Source organism: Marivita sp. (assembly GCF_051251565.1).
GTDB lineage: Bacteria > Pseudomonadota > Alphaproteobacteria > Rhodobacterales > Rhodobacteraceae > Marivita.
In genome coordinates, this window is sequence record NZ_JBPOFB010000005.1 from 203,163 (window position 1) to 224,894 (window position 21,732).

The 21,732-nt window shown below is 60.9% G+C and carries 23 protein-coding genes and 1 other RNA gene; 12 read left to right on the forward strand and 12 right to left on the reverse strand.

The features are described 5' to 3' along the window. Nucleotides 1-88: 88 nt before the first annotated feature. Both ftsY and ACSHXH_RS09265 read right to left on the reverse strand, forming a co-directional pair. The gene (gene ftsY / locus ACSHXH_RS09260) at nt 89-1,420 is read right to left on the reverse strand and encodes a signal recognition particle-docking protein FtsY (RefSeq protein ID WP_435671498.1); all 1,332 of its coding nucleotides are present in this window, start codon (nt 1,418-1,420) and stop codon (nt 89-91) included. A gap of 64 nt (nt 1,421-1,484) precedes the next feature. Beyond that, on the reverse strand, nt 1,485-3,170 hold the full coding sequence (locus ACSHXH_RS09265) for an NAD(P)H-dependent oxidoreductase subunit E (RefSeq protein WP_435671499.1): 1,686 nt from the start codon (nt 3,168-3,170) through the stop codon (nt 1,485-1,487). Nucleotides 3,171-3,360: 190 nt separating this feature from the next. Here ACSHXH_RS09265 and ACSHXH_RS09270 point away from each other — a divergent pair, with 190 nt between their 5' ends. Beyond that, a complete protein-coding gene (locus ACSHXH_RS09270) occupies nt 3,361-3,762 on the forward strand; it encodes a hypothetical protein (RefSeq protein WP_435671500.1) in 402 nt (133 codons plus the stop codon). Nucleotides 3,763-3,995: 233 nt separating this feature from the next. Here ACSHXH_RS09270 and ACSHXH_RS09275 read toward each other — a convergent pair whose 3' ends face one another. Together ACSHXH_RS09275 and ACSHXH_RS09280 are read right to left on the reverse strand one after the other, a co-directional pair. Further along, a complete protein-coding gene (locus tag ACSHXH_RS09275) occupies nt 3,996-4,739 on the reverse strand; it encodes a Bax inhibitor-1/YccA family protein (protein WP_435671501.1) in 744 nt (247 codons plus the stop codon). 165 nt (nt 4,740-4,904) lie between these two features. Further along, entirely contained in the window at nt 4,905-5,126 is a 222-nt protein-coding gene (locus tag ACSHXH_RS09280; RefSeq protein WP_435671502.1) for a DUF1127 domain-containing protein, read from the reverse strand. A 124-nt stretch (nt 5,127-5,250) separates the two neighbouring features. On the opposite strand from ACSHXH_RS09280, the gene ACSHXH_RS09285 reads away from it, so the two are divergent. Next, nucleotides 5,251-6,129, forward strand: coding sequence for a LysR family transcriptional regulator (locus ACSHXH_RS09285; RefSeq protein WP_435671503.1), 879 nt, complete (start codon nt 5,251-5,253; stop codon nt 6,127-6,129). A gap of 34 nt (nt 6,130-6,163) precedes the next feature. Here ACSHXH_RS09285 and ACSHXH_RS09290 read toward each other — a convergent pair whose 3' ends face one another. Further along, nucleotides 6,164-7,072, reverse strand: a complete 909-nt coding sequence (locus ACSHXH_RS09290) for an NADPH:quinone oxidoreductase family protein (protein WP_435671504.1) — start codon at nt 7,070-7,072, stop codon at nt 6,164-6,166. A 354-nt stretch (nt 7,073-7,426) separates the two neighbouring features. Here ACSHXH_RS09290 and ACSHXH_RS09295 point away from each other — a divergent pair, with 354 nt between their 5' ends. The 8 genes from ACSHXH_RS09295 to rpiB all read left to right on the forward strand — a co-directional run bounded on the left by ACSHXH_RS09295 (nt 7,427) and on the right by rpiB (nt 13,534). Continuing rightward, complete coding sequence (locus ACSHXH_RS09295; RefSeq protein ID WP_435671505.1) at nt 7,427-7,807, forward strand: helix-turn-helix domain-containing protein; 381 nt, start codon at nt 7,427-7,429, stop codon at nt 7,805-7,807. A gap of 53 nt (nt 7,808-7,860) precedes the next feature. Next, complete coding sequence (gene hisN / locus ACSHXH_RS09300; protein ID WP_435671506.1) at nt 7,861-8,661, forward strand: histidinol-phosphatase; 801 nt, start codon at nt 7,861-7,863, stop codon at nt 8,659-8,661. 117 nt (nt 8,662-8,778) lie between these two features. Then, entirely contained in the window at nt 8,779-10,110 is a 1,332-nt protein-coding gene (locus tag ACSHXH_RS09305) for an 8-oxoguanine deaminase (RefSeq protein ID WP_435671507.1), read from the forward strand. A 109-nt stretch (nt 10,111-10,219) separates the two neighbouring features. Further along, nucleotides 10,220-11,353, forward strand: a complete 1,134-nt coding sequence (locus ACSHXH_RS09310; protein ID WP_435671508.1) for a cobalamin-independent methionine synthase II family protein — start codon at nt 10,220-10,222, stop codon at nt 11,351-11,353. Nucleotides 11,354-11,356: 3 nt separating this feature from the next. Further along, nucleotides 11,357-12,067: an alpha/beta fold hydrolase gene (locus tag ACSHXH_RS09315; RefSeq protein WP_435671509.1), complete on the forward strand. Its 711-nt coding sequence runs from the start codon at nt 11,357-11,359 to the stop codon at nt 12,065-12,067. Between the two features lie 147 nt (nt 12,068-12,214). Further along, an RNA gene (gene rnpB, locus ACSHXH_RS09320) (RNase P RNA component class A) lies at nt 12,215-12,591 on the forward strand. A gap of 122 nt (nt 12,592-12,713) precedes the next feature. Further along, on the forward strand, nt 12,714-12,881 hold the full coding sequence (rpmG, locus tag ACSHXH_RS09325; protein WP_139075265.1) for a 50S ribosomal protein L33: 168 nt from the start codon (nt 12,714-12,716) through the stop codon (nt 12,879-12,881). A gap of 203 nt (nt 12,882-13,084) precedes the next feature. Then, nucleotides 13,085-13,534, forward strand: coding sequence for a ribose 5-phosphate isomerase B (rpiB, locus tag ACSHXH_RS09330; RefSeq protein ID WP_435671510.1), 450 nt, complete (start codon nt 13,085-13,087; stop codon nt 13,532-13,534). A gap of 4 nt (nt 13,535-13,538) precedes the next feature. On the opposite strand, the gene guaD is transcribed toward rpiB, so the two are convergent. After that, a complete protein-coding gene (gene guaD / locus ACSHXH_RS09335; RefSeq protein WP_435671511.1) occupies nt 13,539-14,825 on the reverse strand; it encodes a guanine deaminase in 1,287 nt (428 codons plus the stop codon). A gap of 137 nt (nt 14,826-14,962) precedes the next feature. Between guaD and mgtE the strand changes: the two genes are divergently transcribed. Continuing rightward, complete coding sequence (gene mgtE / locus ACSHXH_RS09340) at nt 14,963-16,348, forward strand: magnesium transporter (protein ID WP_435671512.1); 1,386 nt, start codon at nt 14,963-14,965, stop codon at nt 16,346-16,348. Beyond that, the gene (locus ACSHXH_RS09345) at nt 16,345-16,905 is read left to right on the forward strand and encodes a 5-formyltetrahydrofolate cyclo-ligase (RefSeq protein ID WP_435671513.1); all 561 of its coding nucleotides are present in this window, start codon (nt 16,345-16,347) and stop codon (nt 16,903-16,905) included. The genes mgtE and ACSHXH_RS09345 overlap by 4 nt, the downstream gene beginning before the upstream one ends. Before the next feature lie 54 nt (nt 16,906-16,959). On the opposite strand, the gene ACSHXH_RS09350 is transcribed toward ACSHXH_RS09345, so the two are convergent. From ACSHXH_RS09350 to ACSHXH_RS09375, 6 genes are all read right to left on the reverse strand, one after another. Then, nucleotides 16,960-17,328, reverse strand: coding sequence for an STAS/SEC14 domain-containing protein (locus ACSHXH_RS09350; protein WP_435671514.1), 369 nt, complete (start codon nt 17,326-17,328; stop codon nt 16,960-16,962). A gap of 73 nt (nt 17,329-17,401) precedes the next feature. After that, a complete protein-coding gene (locus ACSHXH_RS09355; protein WP_435671515.1) occupies nt 17,402-17,908 on the reverse strand; it encodes a GNAT family N-acetyltransferase in 507 nt (168 codons plus the stop codon). A gap of 84 nt (nt 17,909-17,992) precedes the next feature. Continuing rightward, nucleotides 17,993-18,961, reverse strand: a complete 969-nt coding sequence (locus ACSHXH_RS09360; RefSeq protein ID WP_435671516.1) for a cupin domain-containing protein — start codon at nt 18,959-18,961, stop codon at nt 17,993-17,995. A gap of 20 nt (nt 18,962-18,981) precedes the next feature. Then, on the reverse strand, nt 18,982-19,944 hold the full coding sequence (locus ACSHXH_RS09365) for an ester cyclase (protein ID WP_435671517.1): 963 nt from the start codon (nt 19,942-19,944) through the stop codon (nt 18,982-18,984). Then, nucleotides 19,941-20,954: a LacI family DNA-binding transcriptional regulator gene (locus ACSHXH_RS09370; protein WP_435671518.1), complete on the reverse strand. Its 1,014-nt coding sequence runs from the start codon at nt 20,952-20,954 to the stop codon at nt 19,941-19,943. The genes ACSHXH_RS09365 and ACSHXH_RS09370 overlap by 4 nt, the downstream gene beginning before the upstream one ends. Then, nucleotides 20,951-21,709 carry an SDR family NAD(P)-dependent oxidoreductase gene (locus tag ACSHXH_RS09375; RefSeq protein ID WP_435671519.1) on the reverse strand — a complete coding sequence of 253 codons (759 nt, stop codon included), beginning with the start codon at nt 21,707-21,709 and terminating at the stop codon, nt 20,951-20,953. Before ACSHXH_RS09375 ends, ACSHXH_RS09370 begins: the two co-directional genes overlap by 4 nt. Nucleotides 21,710-21,732 lie beyond the last annotated feature (23 nt).

A 21,732-nucleotide genomic window follows, 5' to 3' on the forward strand; every position in this document is an offset into this window, starting at 1 on the left:
CATCTCGTGGAGGCGCACACAGGTTGGGGGGCTCTGCCCCCCGGCGCTGCGCGCCTCCCCCCGAGGTATTTGACGCCCAAAGAAGCAGTCATTCGGTGCTGAGGCCCGTCAGCGCAGCGGCGAATTCTTCGGGATCGAAGGGTTGCAGATCGTCGATCTGTTCGCCAACGCCAATGGCGTGGATCGGCAGGCCGAATTTGTCCGCAAGCGCCACCAGAACACCGCCCCGTGCGGTGCCGTCAAGTTTGGTCATGACAAGCCCGGTCACATCGGCCAGTTCCTGGAATGTCTTGACCTGGCTCAGCGCGTTCTGACCGGTGGTGGCATCGAGCACCAGCAGCGTATTGTGCGGCGCATCCGGGTCTTTCTTGCGGATCACGCGGACGATCTTGGCCAGTTCTTCCATCAGGTCAGCGCGGTTTTGCAAACGGCCAGCGGTGTCGATCATCAAAAGGTCAGCGCCATCGGCCTGTGCTTTGGTCATGGCATCATAGGCAAGGCTGGCGGGATCAGAGCCTTCGGGCGCGGTCAGCACCGGCACACCCGCCCGGTCACCCCAGACCTGAAGCTGTTCGACCGCCGCCGCGCGGAACGTATCACCGGCGGCGATGACCACGTTTTTGCCAGCGGCGCGGAATTGGCTGGCAAGTTTTCCGATGGTCGTGGTTTTGCCCGATCCGTTCACCCCGACCACCAGCACCACTTGCGGTTTGGTCGGATAGAGCGGCAGGGGCCGCGCGACAGGCTCCATGATGCGGGCGATTTCGGCGGCCAGCAATTCCTTGATCTCGCGCACGCTGAGTTTCTTGCCAAAGCGGCCTTCGGCAATGTTGGCAGTGACGCGCAGGGCGGTGTCCACGCCCATATCCGCCTGGATCAGCAGCTCTTCGAGCTGTTCCAGCATGTGATCGTCGAGTTCCCGGCGGATTTCCGTGGGTGCGGCGGACCGGCCCAGAAGGCGACCCAGAAAGCCAGGTTTGGGGACACCGGCTGCCGGTGCTGGCTCGGTCAGGGTGACGGGGTTCACAGGGATTTCGACCGGGGCTGACGCAGGGCGTTCAGACGGCTTGGGCGGCACCGGATCGCTGGGATGTGGCGCTTCCATCGGTGCGGGCGGAGGGCTGACCCGGGTTGGGTCCAGTGCAGGCAGATCAGGTGCAGGCGGTGCTGGTGTGTCCTGTGGGAGGTCGGGCTGCGGGATCTCCTGCGGCGCGTCCGGTTCGGGCAGATCCGGCTGCGGCACCTCTTGGGGGGCGTCGGGGCTTGGCACGTCTGCGGGCGGCGGTGTCGGATCGCTTGGCGGCGGCGCTTCGGGGGTTGGGGTGTCCGCACCACCGTCCGACACGATGGCGTCCAGACCTTCGTCCAGTTTGGACGAGGACTTGAAGAGCTTCGATTTCAGCTTGCCGAAAAAGGACATGGCGGGCCGTCCGTTACTGGGTCATTGCCTTTCACCTAGACGGTATCAGGCCAAGATGGAAGGCTCAGACCTCGTCCGGGAAATGCTTGATCGTCAGGCGAATGGGGTTCGGTGCCGCCTGCCCCAGCCCGCAGATAGACGCGTCCGCCATCGCGGTGCAGAGTTCCTCCAAAAGAGGCTGGTTCCAGCGCTCGGCCTGCATCAGTTTGACCGCCTTTTCACACCCGACCCGGCACGGCGTACATTGGCCACAGGATTCGTCCTCAAAGAACCGCAGCATGTTCAACGCAGCGTCCCGAACGCTGTCGGTGTCAGACAACACAACAACTGCCGCAGACCCGATGAACGATGCGTGCGGTTGCAGCGTGTCGAAATCCAGCGGGACATCATGTAGCGTCGCAGGCAAGATGCCCGAAGACGGCCCCCCCGGCTGATACGCTTTGAAGTTGTGGCTCTCAGCCATGCCGCCTGCCGCCGCGATGATATCGGTGATCGTGCTGCCTGCGGGCAAAAGGTAGACACCCGGTGCGGCAACGCGCCCCGAGACGGAATAAGATCGCAAACCGGTGCGACCGTTCTTTTCTGTGCTGTTCAGACAGTCGGGGCCTTCACGGCAGACCCGCGCAACCCAGTAAAGCGTTTCAACATTGTGCACGAGCGTGGGGCGGTCAAAGATCCCCACCTGTGCCACGAAAGGCGGTCGGTGACGCGGCAGACCGCGTTTGCCTTCGATACTTTCGATCATCGCGGATTCTTCGCCGCAGATATACGCCCCCGCCCCGCGCCGCAGGTCGATATAGCCGGGGGCAACCATGCCAGCGGCTTCCAACGCAGCAATCTCGCGGCGCAGGATCTCAAGAACCGCCGGATATTCGTCGCGCATATAGATATAGCAAGTGTCAGCCTCGACCGCCCAAGCCGCGATCAACATGCCTTCGAGAAACAGATGCGGCACCCGTTCGAGGTAAAAGCGGTCTTTGAACGTGCCGGGTTCGCCCTCGTCGCCATTCACGGCAAGGTAACGCGGCCCCGGATTGGCGCGCACGAAGCCCCATTTCTTGCCCGACGGGAACCCCGCCCCGCCGAGGCCGCGCAGGCCAGAAGACAAAACCTTGGTTTGCACGTCTTCCCAATCACCATTGGCGCGCAGATCGATCAGCGCGGAATAGCCGCCAGTTTTGAGGTAGGCGTTGAGGTCTTGGTAATCGGGTATATGCGCATGGGTGTCACCTGCAACGATGGCCGCCTGCACTTTTTCGGGCGTGGCATGGTCGATGTGGTTGTGGCCAATCTCAAGCACAGGCGCGGTATCGCAGCGGCCCATACAAGGCGCGCGCATAACGCGGACCTGCGCCGGGTCCAGCCCGTCTTCCAGCGCCTGCTGCAATGCCTGCGCGCCAGCCAGTTCGCAGGACAGCGAATCGCAGACCCGGATGGTCAACGCGGGCGGCGGGGTTTCATCCTCTTTCACCACATCGAAATGGGCATAGAACGTGGCGACCTCGTAGATCTCGGCCATGCTGAGGCGCAGTTCCTCGGCCAAGGCGCGCAGATGTGCGGCGCTCAGGTGGCCATAGGCATCCTGAATCAGGTGCAGGAATTCAATCAGCAGGTCGCTGCGGCGCGGCCTGTCACCCAGCAAAGCCTGAACCTCGGCCAGCGCCGCGTCGGTGTATTGACGGCCTTTCGGCGTCACGCGGCCTTTGCCACGTCCGGATTTCCACACACCTTTGCGTTCGTCCAATGCCATTTGGGTCGTCCTTTGTTCGCGCCTGGCAGCACCGTCGCACAGCCGTGACATGGCGACGAGCCTGAAAGCGACGCTAAACCCCCTCCCTGCGCCGGGGTCGACGATGCAGAAAGGGAACCCGTGACGTTTTTCGGAAATCTTACACCAATGTCATTTGTGCGACGCAGCACAGTTGGCTAGAATCTTCCGTATGAAACAGCTTTTCGCCTCTGTCGCTCTTGCGGCGACCCTGCTCAGCCCCGCGTTTGCGGCAGAACCCCTGAGCGGTGCCGAATTCGAAGCCTACGTTACCGGAAAGACATTGTATTTCGGCCAGAACGGTCAGGCGTACGGGGTTGAGGAATATCTTGAGGACCGGCGGGTGCGCTGGTCGTTTCTTGATGGCAAATGCAAGGATGGGGTCTGGTATGAAGAGCAGGATATGATCTGCTTTGTCTACGAGGACAACCCGGCCCCACAATGTTGGTCGTTCTTCAAAGAACCCAACGGCTTGCGCGCGATCTTTGAGAACGATCCAAACGCGACAACTTTGTATGAGGCGCAGCAGAACGATGAACCTATGCTGTGTCTTGGCCCCGAGGTTGGGGTCTGACGCCACCGTGCTTCAAGCGGGGTGAGGCGGCCCAGATCGATCGTCGGCCCGACGATATCAAAGCTTTCTTAAGACGTTTTATAGAAACTTCGTACGAAGTTTCTGGGGCGCTCCATAAAATTCTGAGGGTTCATTGGCCCGCAGAGACGCATCAGGGCGTCACAACCGCTACCCACACAAAACAAAAAGGCCGGTCAAAAGACCGGCCTTCCATAGTCGACTGCATCCGACGCTTACTCACGATTGCCGAACAGTTGCAGCAAGAACATGAACATATTGATAAAGTTCAGGTACAGGCTCAGCGCGCCCATGATACCAGACTTCGCCATCCATTCGCTGTCGCCATGGGCCGCGTGCTGGAGGTATGTGTTCTTGATGTTCTGCGTGTCATACGCTGTCAGACCTGCGAAGATCAGCACACCGAGGATCGAAATTGCGAACATGATCGCAGGCGATGCAAGGAAGATGTTCACGATCATCGCCACGACAAGACCGATCACACCCATGATCAGGAATGCGCCCCAACCCGAGATGTCTTTCTTGGTGGTGTAACCATACAGCGACAAGCCCGCGAAGGCGATCGACGTCACAAGGAAGATTTGCGCAATGGACATGCCGGTGAAGGCCACGAAGATCCAAGCAAGGCTCAGGCCCATGACAGATGCGAACGCGTAGAAGAACAGTTGCGCGCCGGCGGCGGACAGTTTGTTGATCATCGCGCTCATGGTGAAGACCATGATCAGCGGCGCGAACATGATGATCCAGCCAAGGATGTTCGGCTGAAGTGTCGCCGGGTCGCGGAAGATCGCCAACAGGTTCGGGCTTGTGCCCACCGCCCATGCAACTGCAAAGGTGAGCAGCATGCCAATCGACATGGTGCTGTACACCTTGCTCATATGCGTGCGCAGACCTTCATCAATCTGGGCGGCACGGGCGCCAGCAACGCCGGACGTCCGGATTGTGTTATACTCAGCCATTTATCCCTCCGAAATAAATTGGGGTGTCGCCCGCACCTGCGGATGACATGTGGCTAGAATATCGGGTCTTCACGCCAGCATTTCAAGCATTCACAACCATCAATCCGGCCAAAAATGCATTGAATTTACATTTTTGGGCATCCGCATGCCGGACATAGGCTGAAATCACTTCATCCAAGCGGTAGGCGCGTCCCAAACAGGGCGATTTGCCTCACATTGCGCCATGCCTTGGTCAATCCCGATATCCTCGAGCAAATGCGCGTCCAGCGCGGCCAAGCGGGTTCGGCTGCGGTGCAGCGCCAGCGCGGCATCAACCCGATGCAGAAATCCTGTGCGCGGGGCTGAAAGATTCAAGCGTCCAAAGACCGTGTCCATCAAGCTCAACATATCAATTCCCTTTCTGTCCGTGATGATTCCGGGGGAAACCATCGTATTGCCTGATGCATATGCGCGTGCTACCACCATATGTGAAACGAATGTTTATGAACCGATACATCACGGATGTTGATACATGCGAAATCTCGATATCACCACGCTCAGATCCTTCATCGCCGTTGCGGATGCTGGCGGCGTCACGCGGGCCGCGTCTTTCCTGAACCTGACGCAATCGGCTGTATCGATGCAGATCAAACGGCTGGAAGAGAGCCTTGATCAGACTTTGCTTGACCGACAGGGGCGCGGCGTGTCCCTGACCTCGGCGGGCGAACAGCTTTTGACCTATGCGCGGCGGATCGTCGATCTGAATGACGAAGTATATGGCAAACTGACCAACACGGTCTGGGAGGGCGAGATCATCCTCGGGGTCCCACATGACATCATCTATCCCGCGATCCCCAATGTCATGAAGGCGATGCAGCGCGATTTCCCGCGTGTGAAAGTACAATTGCACAGCTCGTATTCCAGCGAGTTGAAAGAGCGGTTCGCCCGCGGTGAAGTCGACGTGATCCTGACCACCGAAACCCGCCCCGACGGGGCTGCGGAAATCATGATGAAAGTGCCATTGCGCTGGTATGGCGCGCCAGGCGGTCAGGCGTGGAAAGTCAGCCCGCTGCCTGTCGCATTCTGCAATCACTGTTCGTTTCGCCCCGTGGCGCTTGGCAAACTGGAAAAGGACGGGGCCGCTTGGGACTTGGTGCTCTCCTCGGACAGCGACCGCGCCATCGAAGTCGCTGTCAGCGCCGATCTGGCGATCACCTCGGTACTGGAAGGCCACGAGCCGCCCCAATTCGAGGCGATCCCGATGTCGGCCAACCTGCCGGAACTGGGGCACCAATCCGTTGCCCTGTATCGCGGCACAGCCCGGCCCCAGATCATTGAACCGCTCTGCGACCTGTTGCGGCGGGAGTTCGCAGCGATTTCCGGCGTCGATCTGCGCGCTGCCGCAGAGTAAGGCGCGCAAAGCCGAACCGCTGGCCGTGCCTCTGTCAGGAGGCGATTTCGATCACAACCTTGCCAGTGGATGTCCGGGACCGCAAAAGCTCTAGCCCCTCGGCCACCGCGTCAAGCGTGAGCTTGTGACTGACATGCGGATGTAGCTTGCCAGCGCTGTACCAGCCCATCAGCGTTGCAAGGCTTTGCGTTACCACATCGGGGCGGAATTGCAGGTAGCCGCCCCAATACACCCCCAGAACCGACAGGTTTTTCACCAAAAGATGGTTCGCCTTGATCTGCGGCACGTCTCCGCTGGCAAAGCCGATTGGCACCAACCGCGCCTCGGGTTTACACGACCGAAACGCCGCCTGGAACTGCTCACCGCCCACCGGATCATAGATCACATCCGCGCCGCCAAGCGCCTTCATTTCCGCGCGAATGTCCTGCGTTGCGGCATCTATCAGGTGATCAGCCCCGGCAGCCTTGGCCGCCGCAAGCTTTGCCGCACCGCGCGCGCAAGCCACCACTTTGGCGCCCATCAGCTTGCCGATCTCGACCGCTGTAAGACCAACACCCCCAGCCGCCCCCAGAACCAACAGCGTTTCGCCGGGTTGCAGGCGGGCCCGGTGATCGAGCGCCAGATGGCTGGTGCCATAGGCGATCTGGAACGCCGCCGCGTCGACCATCGACATCGCATCCGGCACCCGAACCGCGCGGCGCGCATCGAAACAACCGAACTCGGCCAAGCCGCCCTGCCCGCCAAACACTGCAACCCGGTCCCCAAGAGCAAACCCAGAGACCCCGTCGCCCAAGGCATCCACCGTACCGGCCACTTCCATGCCAAGGGTAAATGGCAGCTTTGGCGTGTCCTGATAAGTGCCCGTGACCATCAAGAGGTCGGCGAAATTCAACCCACAGGCTTGGATTTGCACACGAATCTCTCCGGCTTTCGGGGATGGCATGGCCACATCCTGCAACATTGGCGCAGCGTCATGAGAGTGAACTTGAAATGCCTGCACTGCGGGCTCCTGTCTCAGAATTTACTGCAATGACTTTGACTTACGCCGCCACGCCTGTCACGATGCTCACGCGATTTTCTGCCTGATTTTCTTTTATAAAACTGATCTTGATTGGAATTTATTAACCATTTTATGATTGCACGACCCAATTATCTTGCCCTGATACCTGTCATGCTATAGCGTTTTGCAAGATGTTATCGGATAGGTTGTTCCACTTAAGGTTTGATAACGCGTTGTCGCCTATCATCCTGTCCGACGCGAAAATATGTATGAGTGTGTTTGGCGAAAGGGAGCAAGATGGCACATCCTGTTGACGTTCATGTGGGAAAACGTGTGCGACACCGGCGCTGGCTGGTGGGCATGACCCAGCAGCAACTGGCGGAAAAGGTTGGAATCAAGTTCCAGCAAATCCAGAAATACGAGACAGGCGCAAACCGTGTCAGTGCCTCCCGCCTTTGGGACATCGCCGATTCCCTTGACGTGCCCGTGGCGTTTTTCTTTGAAGGCATCGAAGATGCAGAACAGAAAGCCGCCAACTCAGCGTCCCCCAACGCCATTCCGGCAGACCTTCTGGGCGACAAAGAAGCGCTGGATTTGATCCGCTCCTACTATGCGATTCCGGAAAATCAACGCCGCCGCCTGTTCGATCTGGCGCGCGTTCTGTCAGACGTCGCTTGAGCCGACCTGCCACCTGAGGTAGCCCTTGACGGGCTGCTTGCAGGAGGCGCTTCATGACAAAATTTACCCAAACCGACGCCGCTGACCTTTGGTCAGTGGCTGAACGCATGGCAGACGCCGCCCGCGCAGCGATCTTGCCGCATTTCCGGTCCGCCAGCCTGTCTACGGACAACAAACTGGCAGGCGGGTTTGACCCCGTCACCGTCGCAGACCGCGCCGCAGAAACCGCGATGCGCGATGTGCTGGCCAAACTGCGCCCCGATGACGGCATCCTTGGCGAAGAACACGGCACCGTGGCGGGCATCAGCGGGCTGACATGGGTGCTGGACCCGATCGACGGCACGCGGTCCTTTATCAGCGGCACACCGACTTGGGGCGTTCTGATTGCATTGTCCGACGATACAGGCCCCATGATGGGCATGATCGACCAACCTTACATTGGCGAACGCTTCATGGGTGGGTTGGGCCGCTGCAATTGGACCGGTCCGGGGCGCAAAGACACGCTTGGTACCAAAGCCACCACTGACCTGTCGCAGGCAATCCTGTTCTCCACCTTCCCGGAAATCGGCACCGACGACCAGCGCGCTGCCTTTCAACGCGTCACATCCGAAGTCAAGCTGACCCGCTATGGCTGTGACTGCTACGCCTATGCACTGCTGGCGGCGGGGCAGATTGATCTTGTGATCGAAGCCGGGCTGAACGCCTATGACATCCAAGCCCCTATCGCAGTGATCGAGGCTGCGGGTGGTGTTGTCACGCAGTGGGACGGGTCTCCTGCGCATCATGGCGGCACCGCTTTGGCCGCCGCCACACCCGAGCTTCACGCCGCTGCACTGGCGCGTCTCAACGGCTGACATGTCGCCCGATCTACGCTAGACCTGCACTGCCGGGACGAGGCCTTCCGCCCCTTTTCTGTCGTCCCGGCTGGGAAACCACACCGAAAAGGGCACAACCTGTGTGGAGGGATCGGCATGTCTATCCTGATCAAGAACGCAACCACTGTCCTGACGATGGACGACACCCTGTCCGAAATAACGAATATTGATATTCGCATCGCAGACGGTGTGATCACCGAAATCGACTATGGCCTGACCGGGACAGAAGACACGATTGACGCCACTGGCTGCGTCGTGACGCCCGGTCTGGTGAACACCCATCACCACCTCTACCAGACTCTCACCCGTGCGGTGCCCGGCGGGCAGGACGCGCTGCTGTTTGGCTGGCTCCAGACGCTTTATCCGATCTGGGCGCGCTTTGGCCCGGACGAGATGTTCACCTCGGCCCAGATCGGTTTGGCGGAACTGGCGCTCTCGGGCTGTACGCTGACCTCGGATCATCTGTACCTCTATCCCAACGGCGCACGGCTTGACGATACGATCGCCGCCGCACATGACATCGGCATGCGGTTTCACCCGACACGCGGCGCGATGAGCATTGGCGTCAGCGATGGTGGACTGCCCCCGGATGCGCTGGTCGAAAACGAACGCGCCATCCTTGAGGATTGCATCCGCGTCATCGACGCCCATCATGATGCGCGCGACGGCGCGATGGTGCGGGTGGGGGTTGCCCCCTGTTCGCCCTTCTCGGTCAGCCGTGACCTGATGCGCGACGCTGCCCTGCTTGCCCGTGACAAGAGAGTGATGCTGCACACCCATCTGGCCGAAAACGACGAAGACATCGCCTACAGCTTGGAAAAATTCGGCTGCCGTCCCGGCCAATATGCCGAAGATTTGGGCTGGACCGGGCCAGACGTCTGGCATGCACATTGCGTGAAGCTCGACACGCAAGAAATTGACCTTTTTGCGAAATCCCGCACCGGCGTTGCCCATTGCCCATGTTCGAACTGCCGCCTTGGGTCGGGCATAGCACCCGTGCGCGCCCTGCGCGATGCGGGTGTGCCCGTGGGGCTGGGCGTTGACGGATCGGCCAGCAACGATGCGGGCAATCTGGTGGCCGAAGCCCGTCAAGCGATGCTGCTGCAACGGGTGGCACGCGGCGCCGACGCCATGAGCGCCCGCGAGGCGCTGTTCATCGCCACACGCGGCGGAGCCGAGGTTCTGGGACGCCCCGATTGCGGCCAGATCACATTGGGCAAACGTGCCGATATCGCGATCTGGGACGTGACAGGCGTCGAAAGCGCCGGGAGCTGGGATCCGGCGGCGCTGCTGCTAGCGGGGCCGACACGGGTCAAGCACCTGCTGGTTGAGGGCAGACAGATCGTGCGCGACGGCCATGTCACGACCCTCGACCTGCCCCGCGTGATCGAACGCCAGAACCGGCTTGCGCAGGCTTTGATGGGCTAAACACGCGGCACCGCGCGAAAACCTGTGCCAGGTGTGCCGAAGCATCTGGCACATGGCGCATGTTTTGCTAGTGTCCGTGCAAACCTATGCAGCACAAAAGGCAGATCCCATGACACGTATCAAAACCACCCATGTCGGATCATTGCCGCGCACACAAAACGTCGTTGATTTCATCTTTGCCCGCGAAAACGGTCAGGACATCGACAAGTCCGCGTTTGACGCCGCCATGACCGAGGCCGCATCCGAGACCGTCCGTCGACAGGCCACCGCGGGGATCGATATCGTATCCGACGGGGAAACTTCCAAGATCAGCTACGCCACCTATGTCAAGGACCGCTATACCGGGTTTGACGGCGACAGCCCGCGCAACGCACCGGCGGACCTCAAGCTGTTTCCGTCCTTTCTGGAACGCCTGAAAGACGAAGGCGGCACGCCGCAATATGCCCGCCCGATGTGCGTGGGTGAGGTCAAATCCAAAGGCCAGGGTGAATTGGAAACCGATATCGCCAACCTCAAGGCCGGGATGGCGGCGCATGGCGTGACCGAAGGGTTCATGAACGCCGCCTCGCCCGGTGTGATTTCACTGTTCCTTCAAAACGATTTCTACCCGACCCGCGACGCCTATCTGGCCGCACTGGCCGATGCGATGCGCGACGAATACCGCACCATTGTCGACAGCGGTCTGATGCTGCAACTCGACTGCCCCGACCTGGCGCTGTCACGGCATATGTTGTTCACCGATCTGTCTGACGCCGAATTCGTCAAGATCGCCGAGTCCCATGTCGAAGCGATGAACCACGCGCTTGACGGGATCGACCCGTCCCGTGTCCGTGTGCACATCTGCTGGGGCAATTACGAAGGCCCGCATGTGTGCGATATCGATATGGACACGGTGTTCCCGACCCTCATGAAGGTCGGCGCACGGCAGGTTCTGTTCGAGACATCGAACCCCCGCCACGCCCATGAATGGACCGTGTTCCGGGATCGCAAGGCCGAGATCCCCGACGATATGGTGCTGGTGCCCGGCGTGATCGATTCGACCACGAATTTCGTCGAACACCCCGAGGTGGTGGCCCAACGGATTGATCGCTTTGCCGGAATTGTCGGCCCCGACCGGGTTATCGCCGGAAGCGATTGCGGCTTTGGCACCTTTGCAGGCTTCGGGGCCGTCGATCCCGAAATTGCCTATGCCAAGCTGGCCACACTGGCCCAAGGGGCCGCGCTCGCCTCGGGGCGTGTGTAACCCATGATTGAACCCGTCGTCTTTCTGCCCGGCATGATGTGCGACGCGCGGTTGTTCGAGCCGCAAATCCGCGCCTTTTCGGCCACCCATCCGGTAATGATCGCACCCATCACCCAAGGTCAGCGGATCGAAGAAATTGCCTCGGGCATCTTGCCCTTGCTGCCGCAGAAATTCGCGCTGGCCGGGCTGAGCATGGGCGGCATCGTTGCGATGGAAATCCTGCGCCGCGCGCCAGAACGGGTCACCCGCATCGCGCTGATGGACACCAATTGTCTGGCCGAAACACCCCAGATGGCCGCCAACCGTGAGCCGCAGATCATCAAGGTAAAATCGGGCAAGCTCTCCGAGGTTATGCGGGACGAGTTAAAGCCGAACTACCTTGCCCCCGGCCCACGCCGCCCCGCCGTGCTGCAAACGGTGATGGATATGGCGCACACGCTGGGGCCAGAGGTGTTTGTGCACCAATCCCGCGCCCTGCAAAGAAGGCGGGACCAGCAATCGACCTTGCGCAAAATCCGCCAGCCCGCGCTGGTGCTGTGCGGCGCGCATGATGCGCTGTGCCCGGTCAAGCGCCATACCTTCATGGCCGAACTGATCCCCCATGCGCGCCTGGTCGTGCTGGAGGACGCCGGACACCTGCCAACGCTGGAAACCCCGGACGAGACGAATGACGCGCTTTGGGACTGGCTGCACCAGCCCTATGTGTTGCGCTAGAAGTGAGATGCGTCGACGCATCGCGATGGTCAGCAGACGGACCATCTTGAGGGCTCTGCCCTCAAACTCCCGAGGTATTTCAGGCCCAAAGAAGCATAGGCGGTTTCGATTGACCGCGCGCCGGACTTGGCCTAGGCCACCGCTTGCGCGGAGGGCCGGATGGCCGCCCCTGTAAGGGGGAGGAAAGTCCGGACTCCCTGAAGCAACGGTGCCGGGTAACGCCCGGGCAGGGCAACCTGACGGATAGCGCCACAGAGAACAGACCGCCCCGATTACGGTTGGGGTAAGGGTGAAACGGTGGGGTAAGAGCCCACCGGGGGGCTGGCAACAGTCCCCGCATGGCAAGCCCCACCGGGAGCAACGCCGAATAGGGGGATCGCGCCGCATGTCGGCAGGGTCGCTTCAGCCCAGATCCCCGGGTTGGCAGCATGAGGCCGTTGGCAACAGCGGTCCCAGATGAATGGTCATCCATCCTTGGGGAAACCCAAGGGGGACAGAATCCGGCTTACAGGCCCTCCGCGCATTTTTCTTGTCCCTTTCGAACCCCAATACACCCTTGAAGGGTTGACTCACCCGTGGGCATGGGTAGAACGCGGCTTTCATACTGGAATTCACGGGCGGTCTTGCCCGGTGCAGGAGACGACCCATGGCGAAGCCGACCACGATCAAAATCCGCCTGAACTCGTCTGCGGGAACGGGTCATTTTTATGTGACCAAGAAAAACGCGCGGACGATGACAGAAAAGATGTCTGTTCGGAAATACGACCCCGTCGTGCGCAAGCACGTCGAGTACAAAGAAGGCAAAATCAAGTAAGCCTTCCGTTTCACGGACAGTGAAAATAAAGCCGCACCAGGGTCTGCCCAGTGCGGCTTTTTTTTGTTCGCGCAGCACTGCGGCGCTTCCCGTCTTGACGGTCACTGGTCAAAGCCATACGGCCAGGCCACCACATCAGCCGCCCATCACACGCCGGGTGCCTGACCCGAAACCTAAAGCCTGTCCGGGGGAGATTCCGACGCATGACCACCCAGAAACGCATCGTCCTCTCAAGTGACCACGCCGCCATAGACTTGCGCCAGACCATCGCCGCACATATCGCCGCGCAGGGGTGGGAGGTTGTCGATATCGGACCAACCAGTCCCGAAAGCACGCATTACCCCAAACATGGCGAAGCCGCCGCGCAGCGCGTCGCGTCAGGCGATTGTACGCTTGGCATCATCCTGTGTGGCACCGGTCAGGGCATCATGATGGCCGCCAACAAGGTCAAAGGCATCCGCTGCGGCGTCTGCTCGGACAGCTTTTCGGCCAAGATGATCCGTCAGCACAACAATGCCAACATCCTGTCCATTGGCGCGCGTGTCGTTGGCGAAGGTCTCGCGCTTGAGATTGTGGACGCGTTCCTGAGCGCCGACTTCGAAGGCGGCCGCCATCAAACGCGGGTCGAGATGATCGACGCCATCCAAGGCTGACGCGTCACTGGAGCACACCGCAAATCCACGTTCCTGAAATGGCGCGGTCGTCGCCCATCATGATGGTGGGAAAGACCGCGTCCCAGATGTCATCCGCACGGGCGCTGCGCTGCGCAATGGCCGCGGTTGAGGCCAGATCAAGCGTGATGAAATCCGCCTCACTGCCCGGTGCCAACGTGCCCACCCGATCCGCAATGCCCAAGGCCTGCGCTGATCCTTCGGTGGCCAGCCACAGCAGGGCCGAGGGGTGCAGCGCCGTGCCCCGCAATTGCGCCACCTCATAAGCTGCCGCCATGGTGCGCAGCATCGAAAAGGACGATCCGCCGCCCGTATCTGTGGCCAGCCCAACCCGCTGCCCTTGGGCCACAAGACCGGCCATATCGAACAGGCCCGATCCGATGAACGTGTTCGAGGTCGGGCAATGCACCAAGGCGGCCTCCACCTCGCGCAGACGGTCGCGCTCTCGGGGCTCAAGATGGATCGCGTGGCCATAGACCCCGTTGGCACCCAGCAAGCCATGCGCCTCGTAGGTATCAAGATAATCACGCGCCTGCGGATAAAGGCCGCGCACCCAAGCGATCTCGTCGGTCTGTTCACTCAGGTGGGTTTGCATCAGGCAATCGGGATGTTCCGCCCAAAGCGCCCCAAGCGCAGACAGTTGATCCGGCGTCGACGTGGGCGAAAACCGCGGTGTGATCACATAAGACGCCCTGCCCTGCCCATGCCAGCGGACCAACAGCGCCTTGCTGTCATCATAGGCCGATTGCGCAGTGTCACGCAGCCCGTCAGGCGCGTTGCGGTCCATGCAGGTCTTGCCCCCCAACACCCGCATCCCCCGCGCCGCAGCGGCGCTGAAATAAGCATCGACGCTTTGCGGATGGATCGTGCAATAGCTGCACATCGTCGTGGTGCCATGCGCCAGCGCCAAATCCAGATAGCGCCCCGCGATCTCCGCCGCATAGGCCGGGTCGTCGAACCGCATCTCTTCGGGGAACGTATAAGTGTTGAGCCAATCAATCAGCCGCTTGCCCCAGCTCGAGATCATGGCGGTCTGCGGGTAATGTACATGGGCATCCACGAACCCCGGCAGCAAGAGCGCCGCACCATGATCCTGGACCGCAGCCTGTGGATAATCGCGCCGCAGATCCTCGGCCCCACCCCGCGCCAGAACACGTCCGTTCTGCACAGCAATCGCGCCGCGCGCATCATGTGACACCGACTCCGATCCTGTCACCAGCGGATTTCCGCTAAACGAAAGGGTCTGCGCGAAATGAAGTGTAATCTCTGACATGAACGGCCCTTTTTGACCCAATTTTTGTGACCGTACCGCGTGCACTGACTTTGGTAAATTGCGGGCTTGCCCTGTTTTATCCCGACCAGATTGCGTAAACGGATACCAGACAAATCCATACGGGGGCACCGGGCAAGATGAGCGACGATCAAACCATCGAGACACCCGAGGCCGAAGACGCCTACAGCCTTGGGCGCAAAGCCGTCGCACAGATTTTGTATTCTGTCGATCTGGAAGATCGTGAACAGCTTGTCGCGCTGATGGAGCCATTGCACCCCGCCGACATCGCTGACCTTTTGGAACAGGTCAACGCGTTTGACCGGATGCGCCTGATCAAACTCTACGACAAGGAATTCGACGGCGACATCCTGTCTGAGCTGGGCGAATCGATCCGCGAAGAGGTGATTGGCCTTCTGTCGCCACAGGTACTGGCCGACGCTGTGCGTGAGCTGGACAGCGACGATGTGGTCGACCTTTTGGAGGATCTCGAACAGCAGCAGCAGGATGCAATCCTTGATGCGCTGGAAGACAGTGACCGGGTCGCGGTCGAACAATCCATGACCTTCCCCGAGTATTCAGCAGGCCGCCTGATGCAGCGCGAGGTGGTGATGGCCCCCGAACACTGGAATGTGGGCGAAGCCATTGATTACTTGCGCAATTCCGACAATCTACCGGAACAGTTCTACCATGTCATCCTTGTCGATCCGCGCCTGCGCCCTATCGGCAATGTGACTCTAGGCAAACTCATGGGGTCGCGCCGCGAAGTGATGTTGCAATCGCTGGTCGAAGACACGTTCCACGTGATCCCGGTGTCGCAATACGAAGGCGACGTGGCCTATGCGTTCAACCAATACCACCTGATCTCGGCCCCGGTGGTCGATGAAAACGAACGTCTGATCGGTGTGATCACAATTGACGACGCGATGGCCGTGCTCGACGAAGAACACGAGGAAGACATCCTGCGCCTTGCCGGTGTGGACAGCGAAAGCTCGGTCTCGGACCGGGTGCGCGAAACCACGAAGCGGCGCTTTCCATGGCTGTTTGTAAACCTCATCACCGCCATTCTGGCCAGTCTCGTGATCGCCCAGTTCGAAGACGCGATTGCCACAATCGTTGCCTTGGCGGTCCTGATGCCGATTGTTGCGTCGATGGGCGGCAACGCGGGCACGCAATCGCTGACCGTGGCCGTGCGGGCGATGGCGACCAAGGATTTGACCGGATCGAACGTCTGGCGCGTGATCCGACGCGAGGTGCTGGTGGGCCTGATCAACGGCGTCGCTTTCGCCGTCATCATGGGGATCATTGGCTATGTATGGTTTGGGTCACTGGCCTTGGGGGGTGTGATCGCTGCGGCCATGGTGATCAATATGGTGGTCGCCGGTCTGGCGGGAACCGGCATTCCGATTGTGCTGGAAAAAGTTGGGATTGACCCGGCCCTGGCCTCGGGCGCGTTTGTGACAACTGTCACGGATGTGGTTGGGTTCTTTGCCTTTCTCGGACTGGCCGTGGTGGTTCTGCTGTGACGCTGGAGGCGCGCAAAGCCGCCGCCCGCAAAGCCGCCTTTGCCCGGCGCAAGGTGGCACACGAAGCGGGACACCCCGGTGCCGCAGGGCGTCTGAGCGAAGTGCTGGCCGGGTATCGCGGTGTTCCGGTCTCGGGCTACCTGCCCATCCGGACCGAGATCGACCCCCTGCCCGCGATGGCCGAAGCCGCAGCGCATGGGTTGGTTGGTGTGCCGGTGATCCGCGCCAAGGACATGCCGCTGGTGTTTTCGCACTGGGCCCCGGACTGCGCGCTGGTGGGCGGCCCCTTCGGCGCATCGGTGCCAGCGGTCGAGCGGCTTATCACCCCCGAAGTCCTGATCGTCCCGCTGGTGGCGTTTTCGCGCACGGGTGGACGTTTGGGTTATGGTGGCGGGTTTTATGACCGCACCCTCGAACTTTTGCGCGCCCAACGCCCCACACTGGCCATCGGCTTTGCCTATGCCGCGCAAGAGGCAGACGACCTGCCGCTGGAACCCACGGATCAACCGCTTGATCTGATCGTGACAGACCGGGACGTGATCGAGATTGCAAGATAGGTCCAAAACGGACCCAATGTTTCGCACGCGAAACAATAGGTCACACATACTGACCTAAGACTCGGCCAGCCACGCCTCGGCTGTGTCGCGCTCGGACAGCTCGAAACCTTTGATGTCGATGCCCGGAAACAACGCGCCCTCGATCTCGGCGGCGGTTCTGATCCAGCCGGTATCACACAGCACAGCGCAGCGGTCATAGCGCCCCAAGAGGCCAATCAGTTTGGGCAGGCGTGCCATTTCAACCGCCATCGCCCCCAGATCGGGAAATGCGAAGGATGTGATGGTATAGAGCATCCGACCTGCGTTTACATCCTGCGACATGTCCAAAAGGTCATCCAGCCCTTTGGCCATCTCTTCGGAATCGATCTTGCCCGACAGGTCGATATCAACGCGGTTCGCTTCGGTTTTGGTGATCGTCAGCATGGTCCCCTCCCTACCTTGGAGTCCAAGCTCACACTATTTTCATCCGACATGCCATGACCTACGTCAAAACACGTCACATCATCCGCACCATGAATATCGCCGGAAACTCGATACCCGGGCGCAGGGGCACGTCGATTTCACCCTGCGCGACAAAGCCCAGCGCCGTGTAGAATGGCACAGCCGTGCGGGTGCTTTGGCAATGCAGCTGCGTCATGCCCGATCCTTTTGCATGCAGCACGATATGCTCCATCAGCGCGCGCCCGATCCCTTCGCGGGTACGGCGGTGGTCTGTCACGACATGGCGGATATGGCCGATGCCACGCATCCCCGGCTTGCCCCCCGGAGCCTGCATGGACCAACCCCCAGCCCCAACGATATCATGGCCGTCGCAAATCACGAAGAAACTACCAGATGCGATCAGCGCAGGCTGCGCCTTGGACATCAGCGGCACCGCCGTCACCAGGACCGAAGGCGGGTAATCTGCCTTGAGCAACGCAGGATAACTTTGCCCAAACAGACTGTTCAACGCCTCGGTATCCGAGATGTCGGCAGGTCTCAACGTGAGCGTATCTCGGGTCATGCGGGCCTCATGTCCTTATGGCTGGCTACATAATGTAGGTTGGCTAAGCGCAGTCTCCAGTCTTGCATACCAAGGACGGGCGGGTCAGCCCCCGGCCCAAGTTGGTCCCGCCGGATCGCCGGTTCCGCGCACCCGGTACATCGACGCCTCTCCTGTCATCGAGGGGGTCACGCTATGGGCCAATCCCGGCGGCACAGCAACCGTGTCACCGGGGTTGAGCGCCGTGGTGCCGCCATCCCATGTCAGCCGCCAATGGCCGCGCATCGGCATCAGCACCTCGTGCGATGCGACGCTATAGGGCGCATCGGAAATCGACCCGCGCGTGATGAAATCCACGTCAAAGCCGGGACGGTCCCGCAGCTTGCCCTTTGTCCCAATGACCGCCGCAGGCTGTTTGTCCGCAAGCGCCATCAGATCCCAGTACCGCGCCACATGGCCGGGCACCACATCGGCGGTTGTGGGTTCGGGATAGGCCTGCAATTCCGCGTCGGTCAGAACCGGCATGGGCGTCACACCGTCGGGCAAGGTCTGGCCTTTCTTGCTGTCATACAGCTTGCCATTGCTGCCCAGAACCAGCCCGTGACCTGCCGCATCCTCGATCACCTGCGGGGCCCAGATGACACCGCCGCCCGCGTCGTCGCCGCCCAGAACCGCCATGATCATCCCGTAATCGGTGCCGATGTTCTCAAACCCGCGAAAAATGCCGGTGGGAATGTTGATGATATCGCCTTCTTCCAGCACCACCTCACCCGCCGTGCCCCAGCGGCCCCAAAAGAACCGCCAGCGGCCCTTGAGCACAAAGAACACCTCGGCGGTGCGATGGCTGTGCAACGAATTGCGGCATTTGGGCGGCTGGCCTGCCGCGCCGATGTTGAAACCGGGGGTTTCGGTGATGTGGACATGCTGGTCCGCGCTTTCCGACACGCCGCCGCCGATGATCGTGAAGTTCTCTTTTTGATCGCTGCCCGGCGTGTGGGCGTCGATAAAGGCGGTACGGCAGGGTCGCAGATCGCCATAGCGGACGATGCGGGCTTCCATCTCTTGCGGGGTCATGGGTCAGTTCCTTGGTGGTATCAGCCCTGATGGGCCAGAATTTGCATCCAGATCGCAGTCTCGTCGTACAGCGTCCATTCGCGGCGCAGCCCGCGCGGACCGAATTCGGCATGAGATATCCCCATGACATGAACCTCGGCCCCGGTGGGCGTCCCGAACGCGCCCCAACCGTCATGTTTGCCCGTCAGCGACCAGCGGATCGCGGCGCGGGGCGGCATATTGGGCTCTTCCATACCGATCTGGTGGTGAATGTCGAAAGTGGCCGACGGAAATGCCGACCGCAGACCAAGCCAGAACGCATCGACGCCGCTGGTGCCGTGCACAGCGACACCGCCCGGATATTCGGCATGAATGGCGCGATCATATTGGTCCGGTATGACCGAGAATTCCCCGGCCATCACGCGGGTCAGGAGCGTCGCAAAGGCCGCGCCCCACTGGTTGTCATTGCCGCGCCCCGTGTAGGGCCCCTGCACATCAACCGCCGGGCGAAAGGGTTGGGTTTCGGGATCAAGACCGGCGATCCGGTCGCGTGCCCAGTCTTTGACGTCAAACCCCAGTTGCCGAACAATCGCGCCATTGTCGCGGATCAGCCATTCGTCGCTGATCATGTTGGTCTTGGCATAACAATCCGCAATCGCCCGCGAGGTGATCTTGCGCCCTGTGGCCGTGCCAAACTGTCCGTCATTCACATGGGTCGCGGTCGACAGGATACGGTGCGACGACAACATCCCGACCTCGGGTGTGCCGAACCAGATCACGTCCTCGCCCAAAAGCTGACGGTCCGGGAATTCATGGCAGGTCGCCATCGTGGCCGCCGTCATTCCCGGTTCCCCAAAACCGATACCGCCGGGCATCCGCACGATCACCTCGGGGTGGTAATAGTCCTTCATGCGTGCGCCAAGACCGCGATCTTCCCAGATCTCCTTGGTGATCCCGAGGATATAATCGGGGAAATCCGTGAAACGGTTGTCGAACCCTCTCATTGCAAGCCTTCCGGTATGCGGGCCGATCCACGCAGGATCAACGGCCCGTCTATTTCAGTAATCTCCGCCTGCGCGGAAGTGTCTTCAATTTGGTCCACAAGCGCCGTGACGGTTGCCGTGACCATGCGCCCCACGGGCTGGCGCACCGTGGTCAGATCATAGGCCGCAAACGCCGCCATTGGCACATCGTCATAGCCAATGACCGACACATCCCCCGGCACCGACAGGCCCAGCCCAAAGCGCAGGTGGTCCATCACGGCAAAGGCCATATGGTCATTGCCTACGAACAGCGCATCACATCCCTTGGCCATCAGGATATCCGTCGCCCGCACGGCCTCGGCATGGTCATAGCGCCCGTCCTCGACGCCAATGGCGGCTTGACCCAGCTCGGACAGGCGGGCCAGAAACCCCTCGGTCCGGTCGCGCCCGGTGGACGACCCCTGCCACCCGCTGACATGACCGATGCGCGTGTGCGCGCCAGCCACCAGAAATTCGGCCACCTTGGCGCCGCCCAGACGGTTGGCCGAAGTCACCTGCGCCCACCCGCTGCCTGCTTGGCCCCGATTAAACAGAACAACCGGAATACCCGCGGCCTCACAGCGCATGGCCAACGCATCGCCCAGACCAACACTGGCAAGGATGATCCCATCCACCTGATGATCGACCATCTGTTGCACGATCCGGTCCGTGTCTGTGTCACCCGCGCCTTCGGGCAACGTAAAGATCAGCGTCTGATAGCCCTGCTCTTGCAAAACACGGCTGAACCGTTCCAGAGCATCCGGATAAAACGGGTTGCCCAGATAGGCGACCACCATGCCGATGATCCGGCTGCGCCCGGTGATGAGCGACCGCGCAAGCACATTGGGCCGGTAGCCAAGCGCGTCAGCCGCTGCGCGCACCTTGGCGGCGGTGTCCTTGCTCGCCGATGCGCCGGAGAAGACCCGGCTGACCGCCGACTGGCTGACCCCGGCGCGCGCGGCCACGTCAAAAGAGGTGACCCGCCGTGTCATCCCGCCGTCCAGCCCCCGTCGACAAGGATCGACGTGCCGGTGACCAGAGCGCTGGCATCACAGGCCAGAAACAGGCAGGCACCCATGATGTCCTCGACCTGCCCAACGCGGGGCAACTTGATCTTGCTGTCGATCCAGGCGCGCTTTTCAGGGTCGTCAAACGTGGCTTGTGTCAGTTCTGTCAGAATAAAGGTCGGGCAGATCGTGTTGACACGAATGTTGTCAGGCCCCCATTCGATCGCCATCGCCTTGGTCATGCCCTCAACCGCGTGTTTGGTGGCGCAATAGACCGCGCGGTCCGGGCCGCCGACATGGCCCATCTGGCTGCTGATCTGGATAATCGACCCGCCGCGCCCCCGCATCTGCCGTGCCGCAGTCTGCGCCAGAAAATACGCCGCTTTGATGTTGATCGCACTGACCGCATCGAAATCCTCGGGCGTGGTCTTCAAGGCTGGGCTGTGGCAGGCGAGACCTGCCGAATTCACAACCACATCAATCGGACCAAGCCTGTCGAATGCGACCCGCACAGCGGCAAGATCGGTCACATCCAGCACCAGTGCCTCGGCGCTGAACCCAGCCTGGGCCATCTCGGCCACGGCGGCCTGCACCTGCGTGACCCCGCGTGCGGCGACAACCACATGCGCCCCCGCCTCTGCCAAGGCGACGGCACAGCCAAGCCCGATCCCGCGCGATCCACCAGCAACCAATGCCTGTTTGCCGTCCAGTCGAAACGGCGGCGTTCTGGGCAAAGTCATGAGGGTGTCTCCAAGCAATTGCA

What these genes read in the sequence shown, in the direction of transcription:
- ACSHXH_RS09285 (WP_435671503.1), top strand. Translation starts at nt 5,251, where the DNA reads ATGCGAAATCTCGATATCACCACGCTCAGATCCTTCATCGCCGTTGCG.
- mgtE (WP_435671512.1), top strand. Translation starts at nt 14,963, where the DNA reads ATGAGCGACGATCAAACCATCGAGACACCCGAGGCCGAAGACGCCTAC.
- ACSHXH_RS09280 (WP_435671502.1), bottom strand. Translation starts at nt 5,126, where the DNA reads ATGTTGAGCTTGATGGACACGGTCTTTGGACGCTTGAATCTTTCAGCC.
- guaD (WP_435671511.1), bottom strand. Translation starts at nt 14,825, where the DNA reads ATGTCAGAGATTACACTTCATTTCGCGCAGACCCTTTCGTTTAGCGGA.
- ACSHXH_RS09295 (WP_435671505.1), top strand. Translation starts at nt 7,427, where the DNA reads ATGGCACATCCTGTTGACGTTCATGTGGGAAAACGTGTGCGACACCGG.
- ACSHXH_RS09350 (WP_435671514.1), bottom strand. Translation starts at nt 17,328, where the DNA reads ATGCTGACGATCACCAAAACCGAAGCGAACCGCGTTGATATCGACCTG.
- ACSHXH_RS09365 (WP_435671517.1), bottom strand. Translation starts at nt 19,944, where the DNA reads ATGAGAGGGTTCGACAACCGTTTCACGGATTTCCCCGATTATATCCTC.
- ACSHXH_RS09360 (WP_435671516.1), bottom strand. Translation starts at nt 18,961, where the DNA reads ATGACCCCGCAAGAGATGGAAGCCCGCATCGTCCGCTATGGCGATCTG.
- rpmG (WP_139075265.1), top strand. Translation starts at nt 12,714, where the DNA reads ATGGCGAAGCCGACCACGATCAAAATCCGCCTGAACTCGTCTGCGGGA.
- ACSHXH_RS09265 (WP_435671499.1), bottom strand. Translation starts at nt 3,170, where the DNA reads ATGGCATTGGACGAACGCAAAGGTGTGTGGAAATCCGGACGTGGCAAA.
- ACSHXH_RS09315 (WP_435671509.1), top strand. Translation starts at nt 11,357, where the DNA reads ATGATTGAACCCGTCGTCTTTCTGCCCGGCATGATGTGCGACGCGCGG.
- ACSHXH_RS09310 (WP_435671508.1), top strand. Translation starts at nt 10,220, where the DNA reads ATGACACGTATCAAAACCACCCATGTCGGATCATTGCCGCGCACACAA.
- ACSHXH_RS09355 (WP_435671515.1), bottom strand. Translation starts at nt 17,908, where the DNA reads ATGACCCGAGATACGCTCACGTTGAGACCTGCCGACATCTCGGATACC.
- ACSHXH_RS09270 (WP_435671500.1), top strand. Translation starts at nt 3,361, where the DNA reads ATGAAACAGCTTTTCGCCTCTGTCGCTCTTGCGGCGACCCTGCTCAGC.
- rpiB (WP_435671510.1), top strand. Translation starts at nt 13,085, where the DNA reads ATGACCACCCAGAAACGCATCGTCCTCTCAAGTGACCACGCCGCCATA.
- ACSHXH_RS09375 (WP_435671519.1), bottom strand. Translation starts at nt 21,709, where the DNA reads ATGACTTTGCCCAGAACGCCGCCGTTTCGACTGGACGGCAAACAGGCA.
- ACSHXH_RS09305 (WP_435671507.1), top strand. Translation starts at nt 8,779, where the DNA reads ATGTCTATCCTGATCAAGAACGCAACCACTGTCCTGACGATGGACGAC.
- ftsY (WP_435671498.1), bottom strand. Translation starts at nt 1,420, where the DNA reads ATGTCCTTTTTCGGCAAGCTGAAATCGAAGCTCTTCAAGTCCTCGTCC.
- ACSHXH_RS09370 (WP_435671518.1), bottom strand. Translation starts at nt 20,954, where the DNA reads ATGACACGGCGGGTCACCTCTTTTGACGTGGCCGCGCGCGCCGGGGTC.
- hisN (WP_435671506.1), top strand. Translation starts at nt 7,861, where the DNA reads ATGACAAAATTTACCCAAACCGACGCCGCTGACCTTTGGTCAGTGGCT.
- ACSHXH_RS09275 (WP_435671501.1), bottom strand. Translation starts at nt 4,739, where the DNA reads ATGGCTGAGTATAACACAATCCGGACGTCCGGCGTTGCTGGCGCCCGT.
- ACSHXH_RS09290 (WP_435671504.1), bottom strand. Translation starts at nt 7,072, where the DNA reads ATGCCATCCCCGAAAGCCGGAGAGATTCGTGTGCAAATCCAAGCCTGT.